This is a genomic window from Escherichia sp. MAL-1, from assembly GCF_052948035.1.
On sequence record NZ_CM129609.1, the window covers coordinates 4,731,600 to 4,747,468 of the forward strand.

Here is a 15,869-nt window from a genome sequence, read left to right on the forward strand (position 1 = left end):
GCCAGAGAACGAAGTTGATTATTCGCAATATGGCGTACAAATACGTTGAGAAGATTCGCGTTATTGCAGAAAACCATCCCGTCCCTGACGAATATCACGCGGTGACCAGTTAAACTCTCGGCGAAAAAGCGTCGAAAAGTGGTTGCTGTCGCTGAATCCACAGCGATAGGCGATATCAGTAACGCTGGCCTCGCTGTGGCGTAGTAGATGTCGGGCTTTCATCAGTCGCAGGCGGTTCAGGTAACGCTGAGGCGTCAGTCCCGTTTGCTGCTTAAGCTGCCGATGTAGCGTACGCAGCGAAAGAGAAAATTGCTCCGCCACGGCATCCCAATTCACCTCATCGGCAAAATGGTCCTCCAGCCAGGCCAGAAGCAAGTTGAGACGTGATGCGCTGTTTTCCAGGTTCTCCTGCAAACTGCTTTTACGCAGCAAGAGCAGTAATTGCATAAACAAGATCTCGCGACTGGCGGTCGAGGGTAAATCATTTTCCCCTTCCTGCTGTTCCATCTGTGCAACCAGCTGTCGCACCTGCTGCAATACGCTGTGGTTAACGCGCCAGTGGGAAGGATACTGCCCATCCAGCTCTTGTGGCAGCAACTGATTCAGCCCGGCGAGAAACTGAAATCGATCCGGCGAGCGATACAGCACATTAGTCAGACACAGATTATCGGTATGTTCATACAGATGCCGATCATGGTCGCGCACAAAACAGACCGTGCCACCGGTGATGGTATAGGGCTGCCCATTAAACACATGAATACCCGTGCCATGTTCGACAATCACAATTTCATGAAAATCATGATGATGTTCAGGAAAATCCGCCTGCGGGAGCCGGGGTTCTATCGCCACGGACGCGTTACCAGACGGAAAAAAATCCACACTATGTAATACGGTCATACTGGCCTCCTGATGTCGTCAACACGGCGAAATAGTAATCACGAGGTCAGGTTCTTACCTTAAATTTTCGACGGAAAACCACGTAAAAAACGTCGATTTTTCAAGATACAGCGTGAATTTTCAGGAAATGCGGTGAGCATCACATCACCACAATTCAGCAAATTGTGAACATCATCACGTTCATCTTTCCCTGGTTGCCAATGGCCCATTTTCCTGTCAGTAACGAGAAGGTCGCGAATTCAGGCGCTTTTTAGACTGGTCGTAATGAAATTCAGCAGGATCACATTATGACCTTTCGCAATTGTGTCGCCGTCGATCTCGGCGCATCCAGTGGGCGCGTGATGCTGGCGCGTTACGAGCGTGAATGCCGCAGCCTGACGCTGCGCGAAATCCATCGTTTTAACAATGGGCTGCATAGTCAGAACGGCTATGTCACCTGGGATGTGGATAGCCTGGAAAGTGCCATTCGCCTTGGATTAAACAAGGTGTGCGAGGAAGGGATTCGTATCGATAGCATTGGGATTGATACCTGGGGCGTGGACTTTGTGCTGCTCGACCAACAGGGTCAGCGTGTGGGCCTGCCCGTTGCTTATCGCGATAGCCGCACCAATGGCCTAATGGCGCAGGCACAACAACAACTCGGCAAACGCGATATTTATCAACGTAGCGGCATCCAGTTTCTGCCCTTCAATACGCTTTATCAGTTGCGTGCGCTGACGGAGCAACAACCTGAACTTATTCCACACATTGCTCACGCTCTGCTGATGCCGGATTACTTCAGTTATCGCCTGACCGGCAAGATGAACTGGGAATATACCAACGCCACGACCACGCAACTGGTCAATATCAATAGCGACGACTGGGACGAGTCGCTACTGGCGTGGAGCGGGGCCAACAAAGCCTGGTTTGGTCGCCCGACGCATCCGGGTAATGTCATAGGTCACTGGATTTGCCCGCAGGGTAATGAGATTCCGGTGGTCGCCGTTGCCAGCCATGATACCGCCAGCGCGGTTATCGCCTCGCCGTTAAACGGTTCCCGCGCCGCTTATCTCTCCTCTGGCACCTGGTCATTGATGGGTTTTGAAAGCAAAACGCCATTTACCAATGACACGGCGCTGGCCACCAACATCACCAATGAAGGCGGGGCGGAAGGTCGCTATCGGGTGCTGAAAAATATTATGGGCTTATGGCTGCTTCAGCGAGTGCTTCAGGAGCGGCAAATCAACGATCTCCCGGCGCTTATCGCCGCGACACAGGCACTTCCGGCCTGCCGCTTCATCATCAATCCCAATGACGATCGCTTTATTAATCCTGACGAGATGTGCAGCGAAATTCAGGTTGCGTGTCGGGAAATGGCGCAACCGATCCCGGAAAGTGATGCTGAACTGGCGCGCTGCATTTTCGACAGTCTGGCGCTGCTGTATGCCGATGTGTTGCATGAGCTGGCGCAGCTGCGTGGTGAAGATTTCTCGCAACTGCATATTGTCGGCGGCGGCTGCCAGAACACGCTGCTCAACCAGCTGTGTGCCGATGCCTGCGGTATTCGGGTGATCGCCGGGCCTGTTGAAGCCTCGACGCTCGGCAATATCGGCATCCAGTTAATGACGCTGGATGAACTCAACAATGTGGATGATTTCCGTCAGGTCGTCAGCACCACCGCGAATCTGACCACCTTTACCCCTAATCCTGACAGTGAAATTGCCCACTATGTGGCGCAGCTTCACTCTACACGACAGACAAAGGAGCTTTGCGCATGACCACTCAACTGGAACAGGCCTGGGAGCTGGCGAAACAGCGTTTCGCAGCGGTGGGGATTGATGTCGAGGAGGCGCTGCGCCAACTTGATCGTTTACCCGTTTCAATGCACTGCTGGCAGGGCGATGATGTTTCCGGTTTTGAAAACCCGGAAGGCTCGCTGACCGGAGGGATTCAGGCCACAGGCAATTATCCGGGCAAAGCGCGTAATGCCAGTGAGCTACGTGCCGATCTGGAACAGGCTATGCGGCTGATTCCGGGGCCGAAACGGCTTAATTTACATGCCATCTATCTGGAATCAGACACGCCAGTCTCGCGCGACCAGATCAAACCAGAGCACTTCAAAAACTGGGTTGAATGGGCGAAAGCCAATCAGCTCGGTCTGGATTTTAACCCCTCCTGTTTTTCGCATCCGCTAAGCGCCGATGGCTTTACGCTTTCCCATGCCGACGACAGCATTCGCCAGTTCTGGATTGATCACTGCAAAGCCAGCCGTCGCGTTTCGGCCTATTTTGGCGAGCAACTCGGCACACCATCGGTGATGAACATCTGGATCCCGGATGGTATGAAAGATATCACCGTTGACCGTCTCGCCCCGCGTCAGCGTCTGCTGGCAGCACTGGATGAGGTGATCAGCGAGAAGCTAAACCCTGCGCACCATATCGACGCCGTTGAGAGCAAATTGTTTGGCATTGGCGCAGAGAGCTACACGGTTGGCTCCAATGAGTTTTACATGGGGTATGCCTCCAGCCGCCAGACTGCGCTGTGCCTGGACGCCGGGCACTTCCACCCGACTGAAGTGATTTCCGACAAGATTTCCGCCGCCATGCTGTATGTGCCGCAGTTGCTGCTGCACGTCAGCCGTCCGGTTCGCTGGGACAGCGATCACGTAGTGCTGCTGGATGATGAAACCCAGGCAATTGCCAGTGAGATTGTGCGTCACGATCTGTTTGACCGGGTGCATATCGGCCTTGACTTCTTCGATGCCTCTATCAACCGCATTGCCGCGTGGGTCATTGGTACACGCAATATGAAAAAAGCCCTGCTGCGTGCGTTGCTGGAACCTACCGCTGAGCTGCGCAAGCTGGAAGCGGCGGGCGATTACACTGCGCGTCTGGCACTGCTGGAAGAGCAGAAATCGTTGCCGTGGCAGGCGGTCTGGGAAATGTATTGCCAACGTCACGATACGCCAGCAGGTAGCGAATGGCTGGAGAGCGTGCGGGCTTATGAGAAAGAAATTTTGAGTCGCCGCGGGTAAACACTGCCGGATGCGGCGCGAGCGCCTTATCCGGCCTACGGGTCGGCAACAGTTGTAGGCCTGATAAGACGCGACAGCGTCGCATCAGGCATTGATTGCCGGATGCGGCACAAGTGCCTTATCCGGCCTACAGGTCGGCAATAGTTGTAGGCCTGATAAGACGCGACAGCGTCGCATCAGGCATTGATTGCCGGATGCGGCACAAGTGCCTTATCCGGCCTACAGGTCGGCAACAGTTGTAGGCCTGATAAGACGCGACAGCGTCGCATCAGGCATTGATTGCCGGATGCGGCACAAGTGCCTTATCAGGCCTACAGGTCGGCAATAGTTGTAGGCCTGATAAGACGCGACAGCGTCGCATCAGGCATTGATTGCCGGATGCGGCGCGAGCGCCTTATCCGGCCTACGGGTCGTGCATCCGACAACACCGAATTTACAGGAACACAGAACATGCAAAACATTACTCAGTCCTGGTTTGTCCAGGGAATGATCAAAGCCACCACCGACGCCTGGCTGAAAGGCTGGGATGAGCGCAACGGCGGCAACCTGACGCTACGCCTGGATGACGCCGATATCGCACCATATCACGACAATTTCCACCAACAACCGCGCTATATCCCGCTCAGCCAGCCCATGCCTTTACTGGCAAATACACCGTTTATTGTCACCGGCTCGGGCAAATTCTTCCGTAACGTCCAGCTTGATCCTGCGGCTAACTTAGGCATCGTAAAAGTCGACAGCGACGGCGCGGGCTACCACATTCTTTGGGGGTTAACCAACGAAGCCGTCCCCACTTCCGAACTTCCGGCTCACTTCCTTTCCCACTGCGAGCGCATTAAAGCCACCAACGGCAAAGATCGGGTGATCATGCACTGCCACGCCACCAACCTGATCGCCCTCACCTATGTACTTGAAAACGACACCGCGGTCTTCACTCGCCAACTGTGGGAAGGCAGCACCGAGTGTCTGGTGGTATTCCCGGATGGCGTTGGCATTTTGCCGTGGATGGTGCCCGGCACGGACGAAATCGGCCAGGCGACCGCACAAGAGATGCAAAAACATTCGCTGGTGTTGTGGCCCTTCCACGGCGTCTTCGGCAGCGGACCGACGCTGGATGAAACCTTCGGTTTAATCGACACCGCAGAAAAATCAGCACAAGTATTAGTGAAGGTTTATTCGATGGGCGGCATGAAACAGACCATCAGCCGTGAAGAGTTGATAGCGCTCGGCAAGCGTTTCGGCGTTACGCCACTCGCCAGTGCGCTGGCGCTGTAAGGAGCAAACATGATCCGCAAAGCCTTTGTCATGCAGGTAAACCCCGACGCCCACGAAGAGTATCAGCGTCGGCATAATCCCATCTGGCCAGAACTGGAAGCAGTGCTGAAATCTCACGGTGCGCATAACTACGCCATCTATCTCGACAAAGCGCGTAATCTGCTGTTTGCCATGGTAGAGATTGAATCTGAAGAACGCTGGAATGCGGTTGCCAGCACTGATGTTTGCCAACGTTGGTGGAAATATATGACCGATGTTATGCCCGCTAACCCGGATAACAGCCCGGTGAGTAGCGAGCTGCAAGAAGTGTTTTACCTGCCGTAATTGCCCAATGTGCCAGAGATGCCTCCGGCACAATATTTTAAATTTCGATTTGAAAAATTAAACATATTACATCTCCCGGTAAGTTATATTTCCCTGATACATTGTGAGTAAATCACAAAAATAATGAATAACCCATTAATGATTCATGTGGTTTATTTAAATAACCATTATGTGCATTACTCCGCAAATCTGACCTTTCACTCTGTCTCAAATTGTCATTGTTTACCGACATATCGCCTCTCATCACTTAATCGCTCCACCATTACAATTGATTAAAATATATTTTATGGAGTCCGATTAATGGCAGCTCTTACTGCAAGCTGTATTGACCTGAATATTCAGGGCAATGGCGCTTATTCCGTTCTGAAGCAGTTGGCGACAATAGCGTTACAAAACGGTTTTATCACCGACTCACACCAGTTCCTGCAAACCCTGCTGCTGCGCGAAAAAATGCACTCTACTGGATTTGGTTCCGGTGTCGCCGTGCCGCACGGTAAAAGCGCCTGCGTTAAACAACCGTTCGTATTATTCGCCCGCAAAGCGCAGGCTATTGACTGGAAAGCCAGCGATGGCGAAGACGTCAATTGCTGGATCTGCCTCGGCGTGCCGCAAAGCGGCGAAGAGGATCAGGTCAAAATCATCGGCACACTGTGTCGCAAAATTATTCACAAGGAATTTATTCATCAACTGCAACAGGGCGATACCGACCAGGTGCTTGCCTTGTTAAATCAAACCCTCAGCTCATAAGGAAGTGGCGATGGAGTCATCCTTACGTATTGTCGCGATCACCAACTGCCCCGCCGGGATCGCTCACACCTACATGGTGGCGGAAGCCCTGGAACAGAAAGCCCGTTCTCTCGGTCATACCATAAAAGTGGAAACTCAAGGGTCCAGTGGCGTTGAAAACCGCTTATCCAGCGAAGAGATTGCCGCTGCCGATTACGTCATTCTCGCTACCGGGCGTGGCCTGAGCGGTGATGATCGCGCGCGGTTTGCCGGGAAGAAAGTTTATGAGATTGCCATCTCCCAGGCGTTGAAAAATATCGACCAGATTTTCAGCGAATTACCGACAAACTCGCAGCTTTTTGCCGCAGATAGCGGCGTGAAGCTTGGCAAACAGGAAGTGCAAAGCGGTAGCGTGATGAGCCACCTGATGGCGGGCGTCTCTGCGGCGCTGCCGTTTGTCATCGGCGGTGGTATCCTGGTGGCGCTTGCCAACATGCTGGTGCAGTTCGGTTTGCCGTATACCGATATGTCGAAAGGCGCGCCGTCGTTTACCTGGGTAGTTGAATCCATCGGTTACCTTGGCTTCACCTTTATGATCCCCATCATGGGCGCTTATATTGCCTCGTCGATTGCCGATAAACCGGCTTTCGCTCCGGCGTTTCTGGTTTGCTATCTGGCGAACGACAAAGCGCTGCTCGGCACCCAGTCGGGTGCGGGATTCCTCGGCGCGGTGGTGCTGGGGCTGGCGATTGGCTATTTCGTCTTCTGGTTCCGCAAAGTGCGCCTTGGCAAAGCATTACAACCGCTGCTCGGTTCAATGCTGATCCCGTTCGTTACTCTGCTGGTTTTCGGCGTGCTCACTTACTACGTTATCGGGCCGGTGATGTCCGACCTCATGGGCGGGCTGCTCCACTTCCTGAATACCATTCCTCCATCAATGAAGTTTGCGGCAGCGTTTCTGGTCGGTGCGATGCTGGCGTTCGATATGGGCGGCCCCATCAATAAAACCGCCTGGTTCTTCTGCTTCTCACTGCTGGAAAAACACATTTATGACTGGTACGCCATCGTCGGCGTTGTCGCGCTGATGCCGCCCGTCGCGGCGGGTCTTGCGACGTTCATTGCGCCCAAACTGTTTACCCGACAGGAAAAAGAGGCTGCCAGTAGTGCCATTGTGGTCGGTGCCACAGTCGCAACCGAACCGGCTATTCCTTACGCTCTGGCAGCTCCGTTGCCGATGATTACCGCCAATACGCTGGCGGGCGGCATTACCGGCGTGCTGGTGATCGCTTTCGGAATCAAACGTCTGGCACCTGGTTTGGGTATCTTTGACCCGCTGATCGGCCTGATGTCGCCGGTGGGTTCGTTTTATCTGGTGCTGGCGATTGGCCTCGCGCTGAACATTTCATTCATTATCGTCCTGAAAGGATTGTGGTTACGCCGCAAAGCGAAAGCCGCGCAACAGGAGCTTGTCCATGAACATTGAGTTACTGCAACAGTTGTGCGAAGCCAGCGCCGTCAGCGGCGATGAACAGGAAGTTCGCGACATTCTGATAAACACGCTGGAACCTTGCGTGAATGAAATCACCTTCGATGGTCTGGGCAGCTTTGTTGCCCGTAAGGGGAATAAAGGTCCAAAAGTTGCCGTTGTCGGACATATGGATGAAGTCGGCTTTATGGTCACCCACATCGACGAGAGCGGTTTTCTGCGTTTTACCACCATTGGCGGCTGGTGGAATCAGTCGATGCTCAACCACCGGGTAACCATACGCACACACAAGGGAGTGAAAATCCCTGGTGTGATTGGTTCCGTCGCGCCTCATGCGTTAACGGAAAAGCAAAAGCAACAACCGCTGTCATTTGATGAGATGTTCATTGATATTGGCGCGAACAGTCGCGAAGAGGTGGAAAAGCGCGGCGTGGAAATTGGTAATTTTATTAGCCCGGAAGCCAATTTTGCCTGCTGGGGCGAAGATAAAGTGGTCGGCAAGGCGTTGGATAACCGCATCGGCTGCGCAATGATGGCTGAACTATTGCAGACGGTGAATAATCCCGAAATTACGCTGTATGGCGTTGGCAGTGTGGAAGAAGAAGTTGGGCTACGCGGGGCGCAAACCTCGGCGGAACACATTAAACCGGACGTCGTGATCGTGTTGGATACCGCCGTAGCGGGCGATGTTCCGGGCATTGATAACATTAAATACCCGCTGAAACTGGGCCAGGGGCCGGGGCTGATGCTGTTTGACAAGCGCTACTTCCCCAACCAGAAACTGGTAGCAGCGTTAAAAAGCTGTGCCGCACATAACGATTTACCGCTGCAATTTTCCACCATGAAAACCGGTGCGACGGATGGCGGGCGCTACAACGTGATGGGCGGCGGGCGTCCGGTTGTCGCGCTGTGTCTGCCAACTCGTTATCTGCACGCCAACAGCGGTATGATTTCAAAAGCCGATTACGAAGCTCTGCTCACGCTGATACGGGGTTTTCTGACGACCTTAACTGCGGAGAAAGTCAACGCGTTTAGCCAGTTCCGTCAGGTGGATTAATGCTAAACGAACGCCAGTTAAAGATTGTCGATCTGCTGGAGCAACAGCCGCGCACGCCTGGCGAGCTGGCACAACAGACTGGCGTTTCAGGCAGGACCATCCTGCGTGATATTGACTATCTCAACTTCACCCTTAACGGCAAAGCCCGCATTTTCGCCAGTGGCAGTGCGGGCTATCAGCTGGAAATCTTCGAGCGCCGCAGCTTTTTTCAGTTGCTGCAAAAGCACGATAACGACGATCGGCTGCTGGCGCTGTTATTACTGAATACTTTCACTCCCCGTGCGCAACTCGCCTCGGCGCTTAATTTGCCAGAAACGTGGGTAGCAGAGCGTCTGCCCCGGTTAAAACAGCGTTATGAACGCACTTGTTGCCTGGCCAGCCGCCCTGGTTTGGGCCATTTCATTGATGAGACAGAAGAGAAACGCGTTATCTTGCTGGCGAACTTGCTGCGCAAAGATCCGTTTTTAATTCCGCTGGCGGGCATAACACGAGACAACCTTCAGCATTTATCCACGGCCTGCGACAACCAACACCGCTGGCCGCTCATGCAGGGTGATTATCTCTCCAGCCTGATTCTGGCGATTTACGCCCTGCGTAATCAACTGACCGATGAGTGGCCGCAATATCCCGGTGACGAGATAAAACAAATCGTTGAACATAGCGGTCTGTTTCTTGGTGATAACGCTGTAAGAACCCTGACGGGTTTGATAGAGAAACAGCATCAGCAAGCGCAGGTAATTTCAGCCGATAATGTGCAGGGGTTGCTGCAAAGGGTGCCGGGCATCGCGTCATTGAATATTATTGATGCGCAGCTGGTTGAGAATATTACCGGGCATTTATTACGTTGCCTTGCCGCACCAGTGTGGATTGCTGAGCACCGCCAGAGCAGCATGAATAACCTGAAAGCCGCCTGGCCTGCGGCCTTTGATATGAGTCTGCACTTTATTACGCTACTGCGTGAACAGCTCGATATTCCCCTTTTCGACAGCGATCTGATCGGTTTGTATTTTGCCTGTGCGCTGGAGCGGCATCAAAACGAACGCCAGCCGATCATTTTGCTCTCGGACCAGAACGCGATTGCCACTATTAATCAGCTCGCCATTGAGCGCGATGTTTTAAATTGTCGGGTAATTATTGCCCGTAGCTTAAGCGAACTTGTTGCCATTCGCGAAGAGATTGAGCCGTTATTGATCATTAACAACAGCCATTATTTACTGGATGACGCGGTAAATAATTACATCACCGTAAAAAATATCATTACGGCTGCCGGTATCGAACAAATAAAACATTTTCTGGCGACGGCATTTATTCGCCAACAGCCGGAGCGTTTTTTCTCTGCCCCCGGAAGTTTTCATTATTCGAATGTACGCGGTGAAAGCTGGCAACATATTACCCGGCAAATTTGTGCGCAATTAGTCGCACAACACCATATTACCGCCGATGAAGCACAACGCATCATCGCCCGCGAAGGCGAAGGTGAAAACCTGATTGTTAATCGCCTCGCCATCCCACATTGCTGGAGCGAACAGGAGCGACGTTTTCGTGGATTTTTTATTACCCTCGCCCAACCAGTTGAGGTGAATAACGAAGTCATTAACCATGTCTTGATCGCCTGCGCCGCCGCCGATGCGCGTCATGAGCTAAAAATATTTAGCTATCTGGCAAGCATATTGTGTCAGCATCCGGCGGAGATTATTGCCGGGTTAACAGGATATGAGGCATTTATGGAGTTACTTCACAAGGGGTGAACTGTGTCGGATGCGCCGCATCCGACACTGCATTTATCATCAAAAACGTTTAACGCAGGCTATTATAGTCATCAACCATTTCGTTGTACTCGCGTAATGCTCTCGGGAAAGAGTCTTCGACCATCCAGCTTGAGTTTGCGTCCTGAAGTTGCTCTTTATCCCAGTCAGAGTACGGGACTTTATCTCTGATGCGGCGAACGTATTTTTTAGCCTCGAGTTGATACTGGCCTGCCGAATTAATAAACGAGAAATTCATGCCGCCTTTATCCGCTTCTTTGGCCTGCGCCACTAGCGTTTCCAGTTCAGACACTTTCTTCATTGCCGCTTCTGCATCAAACTTATCTTGCGATATCAGGTTATTAATTTGTTTCGCTGAAATCATGACTGCCAGAGAGTAGTAGTGGAATGTTTTCCCTTCTCTTTCTTCAATATTTTTCAGTTCCGCAAGCTGACGCTTATCATTAATTTCCTGAATCGCCGCATGATAAGATTCGGCTACAGGTTCAAAGGCTTCCAGATTTTTTAAGAATGTCTGGTGCAGCGTTTTCCCTTTCGCAAACGCATCGTCTTTATAATTTTCCTGGGTGTAATATTTATCCATTTCGTTAATGGTATTACCCAACGCCACGGCAGCATCGATATAACTCACCGCCACGCCATCAATTGGTTGCAGCGCAGGCGTTAACGCCACAGCACTTTTTACGCCTTTTTCACACTCAGCGAGGTTGGATTCACTAATGCCGTAGATGCCATAAACAGTACGCTCTTCACCGGTAGGCCCCTGTTTAAAATCTTTCAGCCAGTCAGCATAACGCGCCAGACTGCGCTGTACCGGGATCTGTAACTTGTTGTAGCACTTGATATAGACATCCATTTTTTCGTCGAAAACCGCTTGTTCATCGACCACCGGTTGCGCAGGTGTTTCAGGTTTAGCTTCTGCTTTTGCAACGGGAGCTTCAGTAGGTTTCGCTTCAGGAGCTGGTGCGGCAGGTTGACTATTGGCAGGCGGGAGCGTTTCTGTTTCGGCTTTTTTATCATCACAACCCGTCAGACCGAGGGACATGATGGCGACTATAATAGCGGAAGATAATAAATTCCTTTTCATTTAATTGCCTTATAAATATATAGATAAGAGAGTGAACATAATAAATGAAAAAAGAAAACGCCACTACACGCATTTTGTTTATAAATAAAATAATAAAATTCACGAAATGAATAAGTCCTGCAATTTAATATATTTCGCAGGACTTATTTTAATTAATTGCTCAAACGCTGCGGATGGGTATAAACCGTTGCCCGACCCGGTTTACAAAAACCTACCAGTGTCAGATTACAGCGCTCAGCCACTTCTACAGCAAGCGTGGTCGCGGCAGACACCGCAAACAAAATCTCTACGCCGCACATCGCCGACTTTTGCACCATTTCATAACTGGCACGACTGGAAACCAGTACCGCACCTTGCTGCCAGCTTTCCCCTTCTTGTGACCGGCGGCCTAACAGTTTGTCCAGCGCCACATGGCGACCCACGTCTTCATGCCCGCCGACCAGTTCGCCAGATGGCAACATCCAGGCAGCGGCGTGAGTACAACCAGTCAGTTGCCCCACTGGCTGAAAATCGTTGAGATGACGTAATGCATCATCCAGTTTGTTGAGATCAAACGTCTGGGTGAACGGTAGCGGCTGCACCGGTTTTCCGATGTCATTAAGTTGCTCCACGCCGCATACGCCACAGCCCGTACGTCCCGCCAGCGCCCGGCGGCGCTCCTTCAACCCCATAAAGCGGCGGCTGGAAAGCTCAATTTGTACTTCAAGACCATTACAGGAAGGAACGACATCCATGCCGAAGATATCGCGCGGACTTTCGATAATCCCCTCGGAAAGCGAAAAACCGAGCGCAAAGTACTCAAGGTCTTTGGGCGACGCCATCATCACCACATGCGAAATGCCGTTGTAGACCAGCGCAACGGGAACTTCTTCCGCGACCTCATCTAACCGTGGGTGTTGTAAATCATCACGCCGCCATAACTCAATTTGACGAACACCTGTGATATTTGTCACATTTTCGATTTCTTTTCGCTGTGTTTTTTTCACTTTCTCTTAACCAGATAAGAACACACACACCAACATTATGGTATTCTGTTACAAACCCTTCCTGGATGGAGGGAAATTGAGCCAATTCTGGACCTTTGCGGCCCCTTCCGCAAAGAAAAATAACTCCCACTCCCTGCACACGCAGCAAGCGAATGTAAATGGGACGTGACAATGTCGAAACAAGGAGCAATCCATGCAGGTCAGCAGAAGGCAGTTCTTTAAGATCTGCGCTGGCGGTATGGCAGGCACCACGGCAGCGGCACTGGGTTTTGCACCCAGCGTAGCACTCGCGGAAACCCGGCAGTATAAACTGCTGCGCACCCGCGAAACCCGTAATACCTGCACCTATTGTTCCGTAGGCTGTGGGCTGTTGATGTACAGCCTCGGTGACGGAGCAAAAAACGCCAAAGCATCTATCTTCCATATCGAAGGCGATCCGGATCACCCGGTCAACCGCGGTGCACTTTGTCCGAAAGGCGCTGGCCTGGTGGATTTCATCCACTCCGAAAGCCGTCTGAAGTTTCCGGAATACCGTGCGCCAGGTTCTGATAAATGGCAGCAAATCAGTTGGGAAGAGGCGTTTGATCGCATCGCCAAACTGATGAAAGAAGACCGCGATGCTAACTACATTGCGCAAAACGCCGAAGGCGTGACTGTTAACCGCTGGCTCTCCACCGGGATGCTGTGTGCTTCCGCGTCGAGTAACGAAACCGGCTATTTAACGCAAAAATTCTCCCGCGCGCTGGGTATGCTCGCGGTCGACAACCAGGCGCGTGTCTGACACGGACCAACGGTAGCAAGTCTTGCTCCAACATTTGGTCGCGGTGCGATGACCAACCACTGGGTCGACATCAAGAACGCCAACCTCGTCGTGGTGATGGGCGGTAACGCCGCTGAAGCTCACCCGGTCGGGTTCCGCTGGGCGATGGAAGCCAAAATTCACAACGGCGCGAAGCTGATTGTGATCGATCCTCGCTTTACGCGTACGGCGGCGGTAGCTGACTACTATGCCCCTATTCGTTCCGGTACTGACATTGCTTTCCTGTCAGGCGTATTGCTGTACCTGCTGAACAATGAAAAATTCAACCGCGAATACACCGAAGCCTATACCAACGCCAGCCTGATCGTGCGTGAGGATTACGGCTTTGAAGATGGCCTGTTCACCGGCTACGACGCGGAAAAACGCAAGTACGATAAATCCTCCTGGACTTATGAACTGGACGAAAACGGCTTCGCCAAACGCGATACCACGCTGCAACATCCGCGCTGCGTGTGGAACTTGCTGAAACAGCACGTTTCCCGCTACACGCCAGATGTGGTTGAAAACATCTGTGGTACGCCAAAAGACGCGTTCCTGAAAGTCTGCGAATACATCGCAGAAACCAGTGCTCACGATAAAACTGCCTCGTTCCTGTATGCCCTCGGCTGGACGCAACACTCCGTTGGTGCGCAAAACATTCGTACGATGGCGATGATCCAGCTGCTGCTCGGCAATATGGGGATGGCAGGCGGCGGCGTTAACGCCCTGCGCGGTCACTCCAATATTCAGGGGCTGACGGACCTGGGGCTGCTGTCGCAGAGCCTGCCAGGTTACATGACGCTGCCAAGCGAGAAGCAGACCGATCTGCAAACCTACCTTACCGCCAACACGCCAAAACCGCTGCTGGAAGGCCAGGTAAACTACTGGGGCAACTACCCGAAATTCTTCGTCTCTATGATGAAGGCCTTCTTTGGTGATAAAGCGACGGCGGAAAATAGCTGGGGCTTTGACTGGTTGCCGAAGTGGGATAAAGGCTACGACGTCCTGCAATACTTCGAGATGATGAAAGAGGGCAAGGTCAATGGCTATATCTGCCAGGGCTTTAACCCTGTTGCCTCATTCCCGAACAAAAACAAAGTGATCGGTTGTCTGTCGAAACTGAAGTTCCTCGTCACCATCGACCCACTGAACACTGAAACCTCTAACTTCTGGCAGAACCACGGTGAGCTGAACGAAGTTGACTCGTCGAAGATCCAGACCGAAGTGTTCCGTCTGCCATCGACCTGCTTCGCGGAAGAGAACGGTTCTATCGTTAACTCAGGTCGCTGGTTACAGTGGCACTGGAAAGGTGCGGACGCCCCGGGGATTGCGCTGACTGACGGCGAGATCCTCTCCGGTATCTTCCTGCGCTTGCGCAAGATGTATGCCGAACAGGGTGGCGCGAACCCGGACCAGGTGCTGAACATGACATGGAACTACGCCATTCCGCATGAGCCATCTTCAGAAGAAGTAGCGATGGAGAGCAACGGTAAGGCGCTGGCCGATATTACCGATCCGGCAACCGGTGCGGTTATCGTCAAGAAAGGCCAACAACTTAGTTCGTTCGCCCAATTGCGCGATGACGGTACAACCTCCTGTGGCTGCTGGATTTTCGCCGGTAGCTGGACGCCGGAAGGCAACCAGATGGCACGCCGTGATAACGCCGATCCGTCTGGCCTCGGTAACACGCTGGGCTGGGCATGGGCATGGCCGCTTAACCGCCGCATTCTGTATAACCGCGCCTCCGCAGATCCGCAGGGTAACCCGTGGGATCCGAAGCGTCAGTTGCTGAAATGGGACGGCACTAAGTGGACCGGCTGGGATATTCCGGACTACAGCGCAGCGCCTCCGGGTAGCGGCGTCGGGCCGTTTATCATGCAGCAGGAAGGCATGGGGCGTCTGTTTGCCCTCGATAAGATGGCGGAAGGTCCGTTCCCGGAACACTACGAGCCGTTTGAAACGCCGCTGGGAACTAACCCGCTGCATCCAAACGTTATCTCGAACCCGGCTGCACGTATCTTTAAAGACGACGCCGAAGCATTGGGTAAAGCCGATAAGTTCCCGTATGTCGGAACCACCTATCGTCTGACCGAGCACTTCCACTACTGGACCAAACACGCGCTGTTGAACGCGATTTTGCAGCCAGAGCAGTTTGTGGAAATCGGGGAGTCGCTGGCGAATAAACTTGGCATTGCCCAGGGCGATACCGTGAAAGTCTCCTCCAACCGTGGCTATATCAAAGCCAAAGCGGTGGTGACCAAACGTATTCGCACGCTGAAAGCGAACGGCAAAGATATCGATACCATCGGTATTCCGATTCACTGGGGCTATGAAGGCGTAGCTAAAAAAGGCTTTATTGCCAATACTTTAACGCCATTCGTTGGTGATGCGAACACGCAGACGCCGGAGTTTAAGTCCTTCCTTGTGAATGTGGAAAAGGTGTAACGGAGACG

12 protein-coding genes are annotated in these 15,869 nt (G+C 52.5%); 9 read left to right on the plus strand and 3 right to left on the minus strand.

The annotated features are described in order from the left end of the window. Positions 1–60: 60 nt before the first annotated feature. On the minus strand, positions 61–897 hold the full coding sequence (rhaS, locus tag ACU8XX_RS23560; RefSeq protein ID WP_000217139.1) for an HTH-type transcriptional activator RhaS: 837 nt from the start codon (positions 895–897) through the stop codon (positions 61–63). Positions 898–1,184: 287 nt separating this feature from the next. Here rhaS and rhaB point away from each other — a divergent pair, with 287 nt between their 5' ends. The 8 genes from rhaB to ACU8XX_RS23600 all read left to right on the plus strand — a co-directional run bounded on the left by rhaB (position 1,185) and on the right by ACU8XX_RS23600 (position 10,526). Continuing rightward, entirely contained in the window at positions 1,185–2,654 is a 1,470-nt protein-coding gene (gene rhaB, locus ACU8XX_RS23565) for a rhamnulokinase (RefSeq protein ID WP_016241738.1), read from the plus strand. After that, positions 2,651–3,910, plus strand: a complete 1,260-nt coding sequence (rhaA, locus tag ACU8XX_RS23570; RefSeq protein WP_004019365.1) for an L-rhamnose isomerase — start codon at positions 2,651–2,653, stop codon at positions 3,908–3,910. The genes rhaB and rhaA overlap by 4 nt, the downstream gene beginning before the upstream one ends. Positions 3,911–4,360: 450 nt before the next feature. Continuing rightward, positions 4,361–5,185: a rhamnulose-1-phosphate aldolase gene (rhaD, locus tag ACU8XX_RS23575; protein ID WP_001179745.1), complete on the plus strand. Its 825-nt coding sequence runs from the start codon at positions 4,361–4,363 to the stop codon at positions 5,183–5,185. 9 nt (positions 5,186–5,194) lie between these two features. Continuing rightward, entirely contained in the window at positions 5,195–5,509 is a 315-nt protein-coding gene (rhaM, locus tag ACU8XX_RS23580; protein WP_000619493.1) for an L-rhamnose mutarotase, read from the plus strand. Between the two features lie 300 nt (positions 5,510–5,809). Then, positions 5,810–6,256, plus strand: a complete 447-nt coding sequence (locus ACU8XX_RS23585; protein WP_000729595.1) for a PTS fructose transporter subunit IIA — start codon at positions 5,810–5,812, stop codon at positions 6,254–6,256. Between the two features lie 10 nt (positions 6,257–6,266). Beyond that, positions 6,267–7,718, plus strand: a complete 1,452-nt coding sequence (locus ACU8XX_RS23590; protein WP_000446023.1) for a PTS fructose-like transporter subunit IIBC — start codon at positions 6,267–6,269, stop codon at positions 7,716–7,718. After that, the gene (locus ACU8XX_RS23595; protein WP_001019484.1) at positions 7,708–8,778 is read left to right on the plus strand and encodes an aminopeptidase; all 1,071 of its coding nucleotides are present in this window, start codon (positions 7,708–7,710) and stop codon (positions 8,776–8,778) included. Before ACU8XX_RS23590 ends, ACU8XX_RS23595 begins: the two co-directional genes overlap by 11 nt. Beyond that, on the plus strand, positions 8,778–10,526 hold the full coding sequence (locus ACU8XX_RS23600) for a putative frv operon regulatory protein (protein ID WP_000931299.1): 1,749 nt from the start codon (positions 8,778–8,780) through the stop codon (positions 10,524–10,526). The genes ACU8XX_RS23595 and ACU8XX_RS23600 overlap by 1 nt, the downstream gene beginning before the upstream one ends. Before the next feature lie 49 nt (positions 10,527–10,575). On the opposite strand, the gene ACU8XX_RS23605 is transcribed toward ACU8XX_RS23600, so the two are convergent. Together ACU8XX_RS23605 and fdhD are read right to left on the minus strand one after the other, a co-directional pair. Beyond that, positions 10,576–11,631 carry a YiiG family protein gene (locus tag ACU8XX_RS23605; protein WP_001295677.1) on the minus strand — a complete coding sequence of 352 codons (1,056 nt, stop codon included), beginning with the start codon at positions 11,629–11,631 and terminating at the stop codon, positions 10,576–10,578. 152 nt (positions 11,632–11,783) lie between these two features. Continuing rightward, positions 11,784–12,617: a formate dehydrogenase accessory sulfurtransferase FdhD gene (fdhD, locus tag ACU8XX_RS23610; RefSeq protein WP_000753617.1), complete on the minus strand. Its 834-nt coding sequence runs from the start codon at positions 12,615–12,617 to the stop codon at positions 11,784–11,786. A 193-nt stretch (positions 12,618–12,810) separates the two neighbouring features. Here fdhD and fdnG point away from each other — a divergent pair, with 193 nt between their 5' ends. Continuing rightward, positions 12,811–15,861 (plus strand): formate dehydrogenase-N subunit alpha, encoded by a 3,051-nt coding sequence (gene fdnG, locus ACU8XX_RS23615; RefSeq protein WP_010723259.1) that lies wholly within the window; start codon positions 12,811–12,813, stop codon positions 15,859–15,861. The last annotated feature ends 8 nt before the right edge of the window (positions 15,862–15,869 follow it).

What these genes read in the sequence shown, in the direction of transcription:
- rhaS (WP_000217139.1), bottom strand. Translation starts at nt 897, where the DNA reads ATGACCGTATTACATAGTGTGGATTTTTTTCCGTCTGGTAACGCGTCC.
- rhaB (WP_016241738.1), top strand. Translation starts at nt 1,185, where the DNA reads ATGACCTTTCGCAATTGTGTCGCCGTCGATCTCGGCGCATCCAGTGGG.
- rhaA (WP_004019365.1), top strand. Translation starts at nt 2,651, where the DNA reads ATGACCACTCAACTGGAACAGGCCTGGGAGCTGGCGAAACAGCGTTTC.
- rhaD (WP_001179745.1), top strand. Translation starts at nt 4,361, where the DNA reads ATGCAAAACATTACTCAGTCCTGGTTTGTCCAGGGAATGATCAAAGCC.
- rhaM (WP_000619493.1), top strand. Translation starts at nt 5,195, where the DNA reads ATGATCCGCAAAGCCTTTGTCATGCAGGTAAACCCCGACGCCCACGAA.
- ACU8XX_RS23585 (WP_000729595.1), top strand. Translation starts at nt 5,810, where the DNA reads ATGGCAGCTCTTACTGCAAGCTGTATTGACCTGAATATTCAGGGCAAT.
- ACU8XX_RS23590 (WP_000446023.1), top strand. Translation starts at nt 6,267, where the DNA reads ATGGAGTCATCCTTACGTATTGTCGCGATCACCAACTGCCCCGCCGGG.
- ACU8XX_RS23595 (WP_001019484.1), top strand. Translation starts at nt 7,708, where the DNA reads ATGAACATTGAGTTACTGCAACAGTTGTGCGAAGCCAGCGCCGTCAGC.
- ACU8XX_RS23600 (WP_000931299.1), top strand. Translation starts at nt 8,778, where the DNA reads ATGCTAAACGAACGCCAGTTAAAGATTGTCGATCTGCTGGAGCAACAG.
- ACU8XX_RS23605 (WP_001295677.1), bottom strand. Translation starts at nt 11,631, where the DNA reads ATGAAAAGGAATTTATTATCTTCCGCTATTATAGTCGCCATCATGTCC.